The organism is Mycobacterium triplex (assembly GCF_000689255.1).
Taxonomy (GTDB): domain Bacteria; phylum Actinomycetota; class Actinomycetes; order Mycobacteriales; family Mycobacteriaceae; genus Mycobacterium; species Mycobacterium triplex.
Window position 1 is genome coordinate 3,292,491 of record NZ_HG964446.1, and the last position, 14,380, is coordinate 3,306,870.

10 protein-coding genes are annotated in these 14,380 nt (G+C 66.8%); 9 read left to right on the forward strand and 1 reads right to left on the reverse strand.

Annotated elements, in window-relative coordinates:
• Window positions 1–164: 164 nt before the first annotated feature.
• Window positions 165–1,685: a type VII secretion protein EccB gene (gene eccB / locus BN973_RS15220; RefSeq protein WP_036469076.1), complete on the forward strand. Its 1,521-nt coding sequence runs from the start codon at window positions 165–167 to the stop codon at window positions 1,683–1,685.
• Window positions 1,682–5,854 carry a type VII secretion protein EccC gene (locus BN973_RS15225; RefSeq protein WP_036469077.1) on the forward strand — a complete coding sequence of 1,391 codons (4,173 nt, stop codon included), beginning with the start codon at window positions 1,682–1,684 and terminating at the stop codon, window positions 5,852–5,854. The genes eccB and BN973_RS15225 overlap by 4 nt, the downstream gene beginning before the upstream one ends.
• A gap of 30 nt (window positions 5,855–5,884) precedes the next feature.
• Here BN973_RS15225 and BN973_RS15230 read toward each other — a convergent pair whose 3' ends face one another.
• Window positions 5,885–7,060 carry a cytochrome P450 gene (locus BN973_RS15230; RefSeq protein ID WP_036469078.1) on the reverse strand — a complete coding sequence of 392 codons (1,176 nt, stop codon included), beginning with the start codon at window positions 7,058–7,060 and terminating at the stop codon, window positions 5,885–5,887.
• 223 nt (window positions 7,061–7,283) lie between these two features.
• Between BN973_RS15230 and BN973_RS15235 the strand changes: the two genes are divergently transcribed.
• The 7 genes from BN973_RS15235 to BN973_RS15265 form a co-directional block, all read left to right on the forward strand.
• On the forward strand, window positions 7,284–7,478 hold the full coding sequence (locus tag BN973_RS15235; RefSeq protein ID WP_036469079.1) for a ferredoxin: 195 nt from the start codon (window positions 7,284–7,286) through the stop codon (window positions 7,476–7,478).
• 481 nt (window positions 7,479–7,959) lie between these two features.
• On the forward strand, window positions 7,960–9,195 hold the full coding sequence (locus BN973_RS15240) for a PPE family protein (protein ID WP_036469080.1): 1,236 nt from the start codon (window positions 7,960–7,962) through the stop codon (window positions 9,193–9,195).
• A 173-nt stretch (window positions 9,196–9,368) separates the two neighbouring features.
• The gene (locus tag BN973_RS15245) at window positions 9,369–9,668 is read left to right on the forward strand and encodes a PE family protein (protein WP_036469081.1); all 300 of its coding nucleotides are present in this window, start codon (window positions 9,369–9,371) and stop codon (window positions 9,666–9,668) included.
• Window positions 9,669–9,678: 10 nt separating this feature from the next.
• Window positions 9,679–10,887 carry a PPE family protein gene (locus BN973_RS15250; protein WP_036469082.1) on the forward strand — a complete coding sequence of 403 codons (1,209 nt, stop codon included), beginning with the start codon at window positions 9,679–9,681 and terminating at the stop codon, window positions 10,885–10,887.
• A gap of 343 nt (window positions 10,888–11,230) precedes the next feature.
• Window positions 11,231–12,466 (forward strand): PPE family protein, encoded by a 1,236-nt coding sequence (locus BN973_RS15255; protein ID WP_036469083.1) that lies wholly within the window; start codon window positions 11,231–11,233, stop codon window positions 12,464–12,466.
• 357 nt (window positions 12,467–12,823) lie between these two features.
• Window positions 12,824–14,029: a PPE family protein gene (locus tag BN973_RS15260; protein ID WP_036469084.1), complete on the forward strand. Its 1,206-nt coding sequence runs from the start codon at window positions 12,824–12,826 to the stop codon at window positions 14,027–14,029.
• Window positions 14,030–14,126: 97 nt separating this feature from the next.
• Window positions 14,127–14,380: PPE family protein (locus BN973_RS15265; RefSeq protein ID WP_156959192.1), on the forward strand; the 254-nt coding region annotated here is incomplete at its 3' end.

A 14,380-nucleotide genomic window follows, 5' to 3' on the forward strand; every position in this document is an offset into this window, starting at 1 on the left:
GGTGCTGCCGTTTGGCGCCGGCCGGATTGATAGACGCGACGAGGCGTGGAAGTGAACGCCGCATTGCGTTACATGGCGAGGTCATTGCGGGTGGCTTACGGTTATCGATGTGATTCGCGTGCTGGACGGTGTCCAGGCGTTCCAACAGACCGGATGGTGAATTAGTGGCGGAAGAGAGTCGCGGGCAGCGCGGCTCGGGGTACGGCCTCGGGCTATCGACGCGCACGCAGGTGACCGGCTATCAGTTCCTTGCTCGCCGGACCTCGATGGCGCTGACCCGCTGGCGGGTCCGGATGGAGGTCGAGCCGGGACGGCGCCAGACTTTGGCGATCGTGGCGTCGGTCTCGGCGGCGGTGGTGATCTGCCTGGGTGCCCTGCTGTACTCGTTCATCAGCCCGGCCGGGACGGTCGGGGATTCCCCGATCATCGCCGACCGCGACTCCGGCGCGTTGTACGTCCGGGTCGGCGACAAGCTCTACCCGGCACTGAACCTGGCCTCGGCCCGGTTGATCACGGGCCGACCCGACAACCCGCACCTGGTCCGGGCCAGCCAGATCGCCAACATCCCGCGCGGCCCGATGGTGGGCATCCCGGGTGCGCCGTCCAACTTCGGGGCGAAGACCCCGCCCTCGTCGTCGTGGCTGATCTGCGATGCCGTGGCCGGCTCGACCGGCGTCGGCGCGCCGTCGGGTGTGACCGTGACGGTGATCGACGGCACGCCCGACCTCAGCAACCGCCGGCATGTACTCAGCGGTTCCGACGCCGTCGTGTTGAGCTACAGCGGCGACACCTGGGTGATCCGGGAAGGACGCCGGTCGCGCATCGACGCGGCCAACCGTTCGGTCCTGTTGCCGCTCGGGTTGACGCCCGAACAAGTGAGCATGGCTAAGCCGATGAGTCGCGCCCTGTTCGACGCGTTGCCGGTGGGTCCCGAACTGACGGTGCCCGAAGTGCAGAACGCCGGCACCCCGGCAACCTTCCCCGGTGCTCCCGGCCCGGTGGGGACCATCCTCGTCACGCCGCAGATCAGTGGGCCGCAACAGTATTCGCTGGTGCTGCCCGACGGCGTGCAGACACTGCCGCCGCTGGTCGCCCAGATCATGCAGAACGCCGGCGGTGCGAACAACAGCAAGCCGGTGACGGTGGAACCCGCGGCGCTGGCCAAGATGCCGGTGGTCAACAAGCTGGACCTGTCGTCGTATCCGGACAACCCGTTGAACGTCACGGACCTTCGGGAGAACCCGGCGACCTGCTGGTGGTGGCAGAAGACCAGCGGCGAGAACCGGGCCCGTATCCAGGTGGTGTCCGGACCGACCATCCCGGTGTCCCAACCCGAGACGAAAAAGGTTGTGTCGCTGGTGAAGTCGGACACCACCGGCCGCACTGCCGACCAGGTCTACTTCGGTCCTAACTTCGCGAACTTCGTCGCCGTCACCGGCAACGATCCCGGTGCCAAGACCACCGAATCGCTATGGTGGGTGACGGATGCCGGTGCGCGATTCGGGGTGGACGACACCCGCGACGTGCGCGAGGCGCTGGGTCTGCAAACTCAGGCGAGCCTGGCGCCGTGGGTGGCGCTGCGGCTCCTTCCGCAAGGCCCGACGCTGTCGCGGGCCGATGCGCTGGTGGAGCACGACACCCTCCCGATGGATATGTCCCCTGCAGAGTTGGTGGTACCGAAGTGAAGCGTGGATTCGCCCGGCCTACACCGGAGAAGCCTCCGGTAATCAAGCCGGAAAACATCGTCCTGCCGACGCCGCTGAGCATTCCTCCGCCGGAGGGCAAACCCGTATGGCTGATCATCGTCGGCGTCCTGGTGATCGGCTTGCTGATCGGCATGATCGCGATGGTCTTCGGCAGCGGCTCCCACGTGTTCGGCGGCGCCGGCGCGATCTTCCCGATCTTCATGATCGGCGGCGTCGCGATGATGATGTTCGGCGGCCGGTTCGGCGGTCAGCAGCAGCAGATGAGCCGCCCCAAGCTCGACTCGATGCGCGCCCAGTTCATGCTGATGCTGGACATGCTGCGCGAGACCGCCCACGAGTCGGCCGACAGCATGGACGCCAACTACCGGTGGTTCCACCCGGCTCCCGACACGCTGTCCGCCGCGGTGGGCTCGGCGCGGATGTGGGAGCGCAAGCCCGACGGCAAGGACCTCAACTTCGGTGTCGTCCGCGTCGGCGTGGGTATGACGCGTCCCGAGGTGACCTGGGGTGAACCCCAGAACATGCCGACCGACATCGAGCTGGAACCGGTAACCGGTAAGGCGCTTCAGGAATTCGGTCGCTACCAAAGCGTGGTCTACAACCTGCCCAAGATGGTTTCCCTGCTGGTGGAGCCCTGGTATGCGCTGATCGGTGAGCGCCCGCAGGTGCTGGGGTTGATGCGCGCGATCGTCTGCCAGCTGGCGTTCTCCCACGGCCCCGACCACGTACAGATGGTCGTGGTCACCTCCGACTTGGACGAATGGGATTGGGTCAAGTGGCTGCCGCACTTCGGTGACGCCCGGCGCCAGGATGCGGCGGGCAATGCCCGCATGGTGTACAGCTCGGTGCGCGAGTTCGCCGCAGAGCAAGCCGAATTGTTCGCCGGCCGTGGGTCGTTCACGCCTCGCCACGCCAGCTCGTCGGCGCAGACCCCGACGCCGCACACGGTGATCATCGCCGACGCTGTCGACCCCCAATGGGAGTACGTGATCAGCGCCGAAGGCGTGGACGGCGTCACGTTCTTCGATCTGACCGGTTCTTCGATGTGGACGTCGGTTCCGGAGCGGACGCTGCGGTTCGACGACAAGGGCGTGATCGAGGCGCTGCCTCGCGACCGTGACACCTGGATGGTGATCGACGACAAGCCGTGGTTCTTCGCGCTGACCGACCAGGTCAGCGCAGCCGAAGCCGAAGAGTTCAGCCAGAAGCTGGCGCACTGGCGTCTCGCGGAGGCCTATGAGGAGATCGGCCAGCGGGTCGCGCACATCGGCGCCCGGGACATCTTGGCCTACTACGGCGTCGACGATCCCGGCGACATCGACTTCGACGCGCTTTGGGGTGCCCGCACCGACACGATGGGCCGCTCCCGGTTGCGGGTGCCGTTCGGCAATCGTTCCGACAACGGGGAGCTGCTCTTCCTGGACATGAAGTCGCTGGACGAAGGCGGCGACGGCCCGCACGGCGTCATGTCCGGAACAACGGGTTCCGGTAAGTCGACGCTGGTGCGCACCGTGATCGAGTCACTGATGCTCGCGCACCCGCCCGAGGAGCTGCAGTTCGTCCTGGCCGACCTCAAGGGTGGGTCGGCGGTCAAGCCGTTCGCCGGGGTGCCGCACGTCTCGCGGATCATCACCGACCTCGAAGAAGACCAGGCGCTGATGGAGCGCTTCCTGGACGCGCTGTGGGGCGAGATCGCCCGGCGCAAGGCGGTGTGTGACAACGCCGGAGTCGACGACGCCAAGGAATACAACTCGGTGCGGGCCAGGATGCGCGCCCGCGGCCAGGACATGCCGCCGCTGCCGATGCTCGTGGTGGTTATCGACGAGTTCTACGAGTGGTTCCGCATCATGCCGACCGCGGTCGACGTCCTCGACTCGATCGGCCGGCAGGGCCGCGCTTACTGGATCCACCTGATGATGGCCTCGCAGACGATCGAGAGCCGCGCCGAAAAGCTCATGGAGAACATGGGTTACCGGTTGGTGCTGAAAGCGCGTACCGCCGGCGCCGCGCAGGCCGCGGGTGTGCCCAACGCCGTGAACCTGCCCGCGCAAGCCGGTCTGGGTTACTTCCGTCGCAGCCTTGAGGACATCGTCCGGTTCCAGGCCGAGTTCCTGTGGCGTGACTACTACTCGCGCGGTGTCACCGTCGACGGCGAAGAAGCGCCGGTGCTGGTACACAGCATCGATTACATTCGACCGCAGCTGTTTACCAATTCGTTCACCCCGCTCGAGGTCAGTGTCGGTGGGCCGGACATCGAGCCGCCGCCCATCATCGGCAACGGCGAGGTGCTCGAGGCCGAGAGCGCCGAGAGCGAAGAAGACGACGAAGGCATCAGGACGCCCAAGGTCGGCACCGAGATCATCAACCAGCTGCGCAAGATCGACTTCGAGCCGTACCGCTTGTGGCAGCCGCCGCTGACGCAGCCCATCGCGATCGACGAATTGGTCAACCGGTTCCTCGGCCGCCCCTGGGACCAGGACTACGGCTCGGCCAGGGATCTGACATTCCCGATCGGGATCATCGACCGGCCGTTCAAACACGACCAGCCGCCGTGGACCGTGGACACCTCCGGGCCGGGCGCCAACGTGTTGATCCTCGGCGCCGGTGGTGCGGGCAAGACCACGGCCCTGCAGACGCTGATCTGCGCGGCCGCGCTGACCCACACGCCCGAGCAGATCCAGTTCTACTGCCTGGCCTACAGCGGGACCGCGCTGACGACGATCGCGCGGCTGCCGCACGTGGGTGAGGTCGCCGGTCCGACCGACCCGTACGGCGTCCGCCGCACGGTAGCCGAACTGCTGGCGCTGGTGCGCGAGCGCAAGCGCAGCTTCCTCGAGTACGGCATCGCCTCGATGGACATGTTCCGGCGCCGCAAGTTCGGCGACGAGGCCGGCCCGGTGCCCAACGACGGCTTCGGCGACGTCTACCTGGTGGTCGACAACTACCGGGCGCTGGCCGAGGAAAACGAGGTGCTGATCGAGCAGGTGAACCAGATCATCAACCAGGGCCCCTCCTTCGGGGTGCACGTGGTGGTCACCGCCGATCGCGAATCCGAGCTGCGGCCACCGGTGCGTAGCGGATTCGGCTCCCGCATCGAGCTGCGGCTGGCCGCGGTCGAAGACGCCAAGCTGGTGCGGTCCCGGTTCGCCAAGGATGTTCCGGTCAAGCCGGGACGCGGCATGGTCGCGGTGAACTACGTCCGACTCGACAGCGATCCGCAGGCGGGTCTGCACACGTTGGTGGCCCGTCCCGCGCTGGCCAGCACCCCCGACAACATCTTCGAATCCGACAGTGTGATCGCCGCCGTCAGCCGGCTGGCGAGCGGCCAGGCACCTCCGGTGCGCCGGCTGCCGGCACGCTTCGGCGTGGAGCAGGTGCGGGAGCTGGCTGCCCGAGACCACCGCCAGGGCGTTGGTGTCGGCGGAATCGCCTGGGCCATCTCGGAATTGGACTTGGCGCCGGTGTACCTCAACTTCAACGAGAACGCGCACCTGATGGTGACCGGCCGACGCGAATGTGGGCGCACCACGACGCTGGCCACGATCATGTCCGAGATCGGTCGGCTGTATGCCCCGGGATCGAGCACCGCACCGACGCCGCCGGAGGGGCAGCCCTCGGCACAGGTCTGGCTGATCGACCCGCGTCGTCAGCTGCTGACCGTACTGGGCACCGAGTATGTGGAGAAGTTCGCCTACAACCTCGACGGCGTGCAGGCGCTGGTGGGGGAGCTGGCGGCGGTTCTGGCCGGTCGCCAGCCTCCGCCCGGTCTATCCGCCCAGGAGTTGCTGTCGCGGTCGTGGTGGAGCGGTCCGGAGATCTTCCTGATCGTCGACGACGTCCAGCAGCTGCCGCCGGGCTTCGATTCGCCGCTGCACCAGATCGCTCCGTGGGTGACCCGGGCCGCCGATGTCGGTCTGCATGTCCTCGTCACCCGCACCTTCGGCGGTTGGTCTTCGGCGGGCAGCGACCCGATTCTGCGGGCCCTGCATCAGGCGAATACGCCACTGCTGGTGATGGACGCCGACCCGGACGAGGGCTTCATCCGCGGCAAGATGAAGGGTGGCCCGTTGCCCCGTGGTCGCGGCCTGCTGATGGCCGAGGACACCGGTGTATTCGTCCAGGTGGCCGCGACCGAAGTCAACAAGTAGGACGGCACCGCTGAGTTGGGATTGGCGCGTTCAATCCCAACTCAGCGGCAATGCTTTGAGCGCGAATGTCTTTGACGGAAACTTGATTTCGGGCTGGTAGTCCGGCGGCACGTCGAAGTCGGGGATCTGTTTCAGCCACTCCGCGACGATCACGGTCAGCTCGATGCGCGCCAGATGCGAACCCAGGCAACGGTGCGGGCCACCACCGAATCCCCAGTGCCGGTGCACCTTTCCGTCCATCACTATGTCGTCGGTGGACACCGCGTCGGTGCCGTCGCGATTGATCGCCGCCATGCACAGCCGCACCGGAGTGCCCGGAGGCAACGTCATGCCGCCTATTTCGACGAACTCGGTGGTCACCCGGGGAGCCACCGGCGCCGACGGCTCCAGTCTGACGATCTCTTCGATGAAAACCCTGATCTGCCTTGGGTTGTCGCGAAGCATGTCGCGCAGTTGCGGCCGGCGCGCCAACTCGTATAGGGCGTATCCGATCGCCGCCGTCACCGTGTCCAACCCGGCAAGGATCAACAGGTGACTCATCCCCAGCAGTTCGAGATCGCTGAATTCGCCGTCGCCCGTCATCACCTGGGACAGCATGTCGGTGCCGGGGTTCTGCCGGCGCTGGGCGATCACCTCGCTGAGGTAGTTGAACAGCAGGTGGCCCTTGTTGAGGTCCTCCTGGCTCAGATAGGGATTGTCCGCGATGAGGGCGTCCTTCCAGCTGATCAGCAGGTCGCGATCTTTAAGCGGCAGGCCGTAGAGGTCAAGGAACACCTGAAAGGGATAGAGGCTGGCGAAATCCGCCATTGCCTCGCACTGGCCCTGGCCGGCGAACGCGGCGATCATCTCGGTGGCGTGACGCTCGAGCACCGGCCGCGACTTGCTCAGCGCATGCGGGCTGAAGTAGGGCTGCAGGATCTTTCGGTAGCGAGTGTGCTCGGGGGGGTCGAACGCCAACGGCACCACCGGCAACGGGTAGCCGGGCGGCTGCAGCGCCAATCGCGACGAGAAAACCTTGGGATTGCGCAGTGCGGCGAGTACGTCCTCGCGCCGCGTTATGTAGTAGAAGCCGTTCATGAATACCACCGGGCCCGCGTCGCGGAGCACCTTCCATCCCACACCGCGGTCCGCGGCCATGGGCAGGTTGGCGTATTCAAGCCGCGGTAGATAGAAGTCGCCTGGCTGGTATTCGCCAGAGGTGCTCATGCGCTCTATCTCCGCTTGTCGTCCGCTATTTCGTCCCTGGAGCCCTCAGCCGGGCCAGGTTGGGAAATGTCCCGTCACTGGTTTTCCGGTGGCACATCAATATCGCACGTGTGTCCCATATGCTCCAATCCGGCTGGTGGACCGTGGAACTGGCCGACCGCGCGTCGAACGGTCTTCTAGAATTCAGAACTACCATTCGTCAGCCGTCGGGGGAGGGAACCTTGTGAGGGTTCGTCTCGAGAAGTCGAAGTGCGTGGGACACGCCCAGTGCTACGCCGTCGATCCAAAGCTGTTCCCCATCGACGAGTCGGGTTATTCGATCCTTGAAGAACACGAGGTGTCCGCCGAGGACGCGGAACTGACCCGCGACGGGGTGGCATCGTGTCCGGAAATGGCGCTCGTCCTCGACGAGGACTGACGCCGCGGGTGTCGACCGACCCGAAACAGGTAAGCGAACCAAGGGTGAACAACCGGGCGCCGTAAATGAACGTGAGTTGGCCGGGAGTGAACAATGGTTGGCCTGGTGTGAATAGTTGGCTTCGCCGGTCGGTGGCGCGGGTATAAGCCATTAATGTCTTTCTCGAGCGGCAGTTCAGCCCAAGTGAGCTGTCGCTCGGTTGCTGATAGCGGGGGTAATCAAGGCGGGATGGGCATGACGTTCCTGACCAATCGTCCGGGAACCATGGTGGTACGCCACCATGCCGAAGTTGGCGAACGGGTGCACCGGATCCTGCCGGATTGCTTGCTCTCTGAGTTTGCTGACATATGGACGCGACTGGCTTGCGAGGAGTCGGCGGTCCGGAGGTAGCAGGTGCTTAGGCGGCCACTGATGGTTTGTACAGGTTCTTACGCGATAGCCGAGATTGCCACCGCAATCGCGGCCAATTGAGGAGGACACGGTGTTGGACTTCGGAGCGTTACCGCCCGAAATCAATTCCGGTCGCATGTACGCGGGCCCGGGATCGGGGCCGATGATGGCCGCGGCCGCAGGCTGGGACGCGCTTTCGGCAGAGTTGGCCCTGGCCGCCAGTGGGTACAACTCGGTGGTGTCCGAGTTGACCAGCGGACCGTGGTTGGGGCCCGTATCGCAGCGGATGCTCGCCGCGGTCGTGCCGTACATGACCTGGCTCAGCACAATGGCTGCCGACACCGAGCAGACCGCGATGCAGGCCCGGGGAGCCGCTGCCGCGTTCGAGGCGGCGTTCATGGCGACCGTGCCCCCGCCGGTGATCGCGGCCAACCGCTTGCAGTTGGCGACGCTGATCGCGACCAACTTCTTCGGGCAGAACTTGCCGGCGATCGCGGCCACCGAAGCCGAGTACGCGGAGATGTGGGCCCAAGACGCCGCGACCATGTACGCCTACGCGGCCGCATCGGCGATCGAGACCGAAGTGCCCCCGATCACGTCGTCGCCGCAAACCACCAACCCCGACGGAACGGCGAACCAGGCCCAGGCGGTGGCAAAGGCCGCCTCCGAGCCGGCCAGTCAAACCGGGCAGACCGCGACGAACTCGGGCACGCAGCTGGCCTCCAACAGCACGGTGCCGCAGATGCTGCAGCAAGTGTCGGTCAACGCGGCGGCCGGTCCGAACGCCGCCGCGCAGGATCCGCCGTGGTGGTCGGGGTGGCTCACCATTCCCACTCCGGACAACCCGATGGGACTGAACCCGAGCTTCTTCAACACGTTGCGGCAGGGCCTGCAGGCCTACTTCGGCGTGGGTCTCGGCGCCTTCGGTTATCAGATGCAGCAGCAGTTGACGTTCGGTACCGGTACCACCGCCGGTGGTAGTGGTGCGTGGTATCCGACGCCTCAGTTCGCCGGTCTGTCCGCCCTGGGCGGTGGCCACCCCGGCGGCATCGCGGCCACCGCACACCTGTCCTCCTCGATCAAAGTCGGCGGTCTGTCGGTCCCCAACACCTGGGCCAACGCCGCACCCGCCGCCGTGGAGGAACCAGCCATCCACGCCACCACCGTCAACTACGCCACCAGCGCCACCAGCGCCACCGGACCCACCAACAACGGAGTCCTGCAGGGCATGCCCATGACCGGCACCGGACGACGCGCCGCCACCGGCTTCACCCACAAATACGGCTTCAAACGCAACGTCCTCATCCGACCCCCCTCGGCAGGGTAGGGGCGAAGTGGAATTGGAATCCCGAGGAACAGAAGTGTCTGCCAGATGAACAGAGGTTGTCCGGATCTGAATAGTTCGTAGGGGCAGGGCAAGTCCATCTACGAGCGAACTAACGTCATCATCAAGAAAACCCGCCGGTGTTCGCACCGGACGGTTACTGAGGAGGGAATCACATGTCGTTTGTGACAACGCAGCCAGAGGCGTTGGCGGCGGCGGCGAGCACGTTGCAGGGGATCGGTTCGGCGCTGACCGCCCAGAATGCTGCGGCCGCGGCCCCGACAACGGGTGTGGTACCGGCCGCTGCCGACGAGGTGTCGGCGCTGACGGCGGCGCAGTTTGCTGCACACGCCCAGATGTATCAGGCGGTCAGTGCCCAGGCAACGGCGATTCACGAGCAGTTCGTCAACACCTTGAGCATGAGCTCGGGGTCATATGCGCTGACAGAAGCGGCCAACGCGGCCGCGGCCGGCTAAGGGGATCACGATGATTGATTTTGGAGCGCTACCTCCTGAAGTGAACTCCGCCCGGATGTATGCCGGCGCCGGTTCGACGTCGATGACGACGGCGGCTTCGGCCTGGCGTTCGCTCGCCGCGGAGCTGAATTCGGCCGCGCTGGGTTACGACAACGTGATCACGCAGTTGTCCAGTGAGGAGTGGCTGGGGCCGGCCTCGGCCGCCGCGGTCCAGGCGCTGACGCCCTATGTCTCCTGGATGAAGACCACCGCGGTCCAGGCCGAAGAGGCTGCCCAACAGCTCGACTCGGCCGCGGTGGCGTTTGAGACGGCGTTCGCCTCGGTGGTGCCGCCGCCGCTGATCGCGCAGAACCGTGCGCTGTTGACCCAGGCGTTGCAGACCAACGTGCTGGGTCAGAACACCGGGGTCATCGCCCAGCTCGAGTCGCAGTATGGCCAGATGTGGGCCCAGGACGCGACCACGATGTACTCCTACGCCGGGCAGTCGGCGACGGCGGCCAAGGTGACCCCGTTCAAGGACGCGCCGGAGGTGTCGACCCAGGATGCCGGGGCCAAGCAGGGCGCGGCGACCTCGCAAGCGTCGGCCACCGGGGCGGGCAATGCCGCCAAGACCACCGCGGATGCGATCGAGCAGACGCCCAACACGATCAAGGCTGCGGCCGCCCCGGCGGCCACGGCGACGGATCCGTTTACCGAGGCGTGGTTCTTGTTGACCGGGCAGACCACGTTGCCGAGCAGCTTTGCGACCTTCATCAATGGTCTGAGCCCGTTCGCGGGTTTTGCCTATAACACCGAGGGTCTGCCGTACTTCTCGGTCGGTATGGGCAACAGTGGTGTGCAGATCGCCAAAAGTACCGGGGCGATCGGCGGTGCGGCCGCCAGCGCGGCCGCGGCGGCGCCCAAGGGGTTGGCCGGTCTGGGTGGCATGCTGGGCGGCGGTGCGCATGCCGCGCCCGCGGTGGCCGCGGGTCTGGGCAATGCGGCCTCGGTCGGGCGGCTGTCGGTGCCGGCCGTCTGGTCGGGGGCGGCCCCCGCGGTCAGCCATGCCGCCGCCGTACCGGTCAGTGCCATCGCCGCGGCTCCCGAGGCGGCCGGTTCGGGCAACCTGCTCGGTGGCATGCCGCTGGCCGGCATGGGCGGCCAGGGAGGCTTCGGCGCGTCGGGCCCCCGCTACGGCTTCCGCCCCACGGTGATGGCCCGCCCACCCTTCGCCGGGTAGCCATCGGATTCACTTCGAATGCACGCATGACGGCCACGCCGTCATGCGTGCATTTTGTTTGTCCCAACCCGGCCTGAGGGGTCGAAAAACGCTGTAGTCGAGCGCATTTCACGCTGTCCGTGACATACCGGAAACTCGACCCCGCGGGTCGTGTCCGGCGTCGGAGCTCGCTCGCCTTCGGAGTCACAGCTGCCAGACTGCCAGGACGACCCGCACGTCGCCAACGGATGCCGGCACCCGACAACGGGCGTCGTCAAAAGTCGAAACTCGTAGATCCGCAGGGCTATTCGCGATGGAATCTAGTCACCACGCGCAATCCGACCGGGATCCAGGAGGCTCAAGCATGTCGATTGATTTTGGGGCGTTGCCGCCGGAGGTCAACTCCGCGCGCCTGTACGCGGGCGCGGGTGCGACGTCGATGATCACGGCAGCCTCTGCGTGGAATTCTCTTGCCGCCGAACTGAACTCGGCTGCGATGGGCTACCAGAACGTGATCACTCAGTTGTCTAGTGAGGAGTGGCTGGGGCCGGCCTCGGCGAAGGCAGTCCAAGCCCTGACTCCGTATGTGACGTGGGTGAAAACCACTGCGGCTCAGGCTGAACACGCAGCCCAGCAGCTGTCGTCGGCCTCGGCGGCGTTCGAAGCCGCGTTTTCCTCGATCGTTCCGCCGCCGATGGTCGCGCAAAATCGTGCCCTGCTTGCCCAGGCGATGGCAAGCAACGCGCTGGGCCAAAACAGCGGGCTCATCGCTCAGCTCGAGTCGCAATACGGTCATATGTGGGCCCAGGACGCGACCACGATGTACAACTACGCGGCTCAGTCGGCCTCGGCGACCAAGGTGACCCCGTTCAAGTCGGCACCCGAGGTCACCGACCCCTCCGGCCAGGCCAAGCAGGGTGCGGCGACGTCGGCGGCATCGGGCACGGCGGCGGGCAACGCCGCGAGCACGACAGCGAGTGCGATCCAGCAGACACCCAGCACGCTGCAGTCCGCGGCGACGCCCGCGGCGCAGGCCGCTGCCGCCGCCGCAACGCCCACCGACCCCTTCACCGAACTGTGGTTCCTGCTGACCGGGCAGACCACGTTGCCCAACAGCTTCGCCTCGTTCGTCAACGGCTTTAGCCCGTTCGCCGGTTTCGCCTATAACACCGAGGGTCTGCCGTACTTCTCCGTCGGTATGGGCAACAGCGGTGTGCAGATCGCCAAGAGTACGGGCGGCATCGTTTCGGCCACCGCCAGCGCGGCGTCGGCGGCCCCCAAGGGGTTGGCCGGTCTGGGCGGCATGCTCGGCGGCGGTGCTACCCACGCGGCGCCGGCGGTCGCCGCGGGTCTGGGCAACGCTGCCTCGGTCGGCCGGCTCTCGGTGCCGGCCGTCTGGTCCGGGGCGGCCCCCGCAGTCAGCCACGCCGCCGCCGTACCGGTCAGCGCCGTCACCGCGGCCCCCGAAGCCGCGGGTTCGGGCAACCTGCTCGGCGGCATGCCGTTGGCCGGCATGGGCGGCGCCCACGGGGTCGGCGCCGCCGGCCCCCGCTACGGCTTCAAGCCCACCGTCATGGCCCGCCCACCCTTCGCCGGCTGACCCGACGTCGGCTCCGCCGGTTTTAGCCGCGAGCGGATTTTTATCCGGCGGCGAAGTCGTCGCTCCCGTCAAAAAGTCGAGAGTGCTCGCTGCCGACGCCGTCGCCGCGCCGCAGCGGTCACGCATTCCAGCAGTTGAAGGTGTGAATTCGCGCAGCGGCAGACCGCCCGCACCATCTTGTACTTCTGTCGGATAACCGCACGCGTCGGCGCGGCCGTCACGCGCCCGGTCGGATCACGCGGCCACAGGCGAACAGCCGCGCACCTTAGCCTCGCAACCGAGCAATTTCGGTGAAGGTCGTCGACCAATTCCAGCTGCGAGGAACACATGCCGTTCGAACCGGGCGCCGCCTAGACCATGGATTACGGTGCCGTACCGCCAGAGATCACCTCGGCCCTGATGTATGCGGGTCCGGGGTCGGGTCCGTTGATGGCCGCGGCCGCGGGTTGGGACGGGCTGGCGGCAGAACTGTCCACCGCGGCCAGCGGCTACAGCTCGGTGGTTTCCGAACTGAGCGGCGCGCCGTGGATCGGGCCGGCGTCGGCGTCGATGGTGTCAGCGGTGTCGCCCTATGTGGCGTGGCTGAGTGCGGTGGGCGCCCAGGCCGAGGAGACCGCCGCGCAGGCGCGGGCCGCTGCCGGCGCGTTCGAGGCGGCGTTCATGGCGACCGTGCCGCCGCCGGTGGTCGCGGCCAACCGCGTGTTGCTGGCGACCCTGATCGCGACCAACTTCTTCGGCCAGAACACCCCGGCGATCGCGGCCACCGAAGCCGAGTACGCGCAGATGTGGGCCCAAGACGCCGCCGCGATGTTCGGCTATGCCGCCGCATCGGCGCTCGCCACGGAATTGACCCCGTTCACGTCGTCGCCGCAAACCACCGACCCAGCCGGGACGACGAACCAGGCCCAGGCGGTGGCTAAAGCCGCTTCCGAGCCCGCAGGCCAGTCCGGGCAGACGGCGGCCAACGCCGGCACGCAAGCGCTGCAACAGGTTTCGTCAAACGCGGCCGCGGCTGGCGATCCGGCTGCCGCCCAGGACTCGCCGTGGTGGTCGGGGTGGTTCACCATCCCCACTCCGGACAACCCCATGGGGTGGAGCTCCAATGTTCCCCAGGTTCTCTTCAAGCAGCTGACCGGCTTTCCCTACTTCGGAACGGGTCTCGGTTCCTTCGGTTACTCCATTCAGCAACAGACGACATTCGGTTTGGGAACGACGGCCGGCGCCAGTGGTGCGTGGTATCCGACGCCGCAGTTCGCCGGCCTGTCCGCCCTGGGCGGTGGCCACCCCGGCGGCATCGCGGCCACCGCACACCTGTCCTCCTCGATCAAAGTCGGCGGTCTGTCGGTCCCCAACACCTGGGCCAACGCCGCACCCGCCGCCGTGGAGGAACCAGCCATCCACGCCACCACCGTCAACTACGCCACCAGCGCCACCGGACCCACCAACAACGGAGTCCTGCAGGGCATGCCCATGACCGGCACCGGACGACGCGCCGCCACCGGCTTCACCCACAAATACGGCTTCAAACGCAACGTCCTCATCCGACCCCCCTCGGCAGGATGACCCGTGTCTGCTTCCGCGACCACACTCGTTTCGCTATCCACCACCGATTCGCGGCACCTTGGCGGTCCGCCCAACATCCAGGAGCTCAGCCATGTCGATTGATTTTGGGGCGTTGCCGCCGGAGGTCAACTCCGCGCGTCTATACGCGGGCGCCGGTTCGACGTCGATGACGACGGCGGCTTCGGCCTGGCGTTCGCTCGCCGCGGAGCTGAATTCGGCCGCATTGGGCTACGAGAGCGTGATCTCACAGTTGTCCAGTGAGGAGTGGCTGGGGCCGGCCTCGGCCGCCGCGGTCCAGGCGCTGACGCCCTATGTCTCCTGGGTGAAGACCACCGCGGTCCAGGCCGAAGA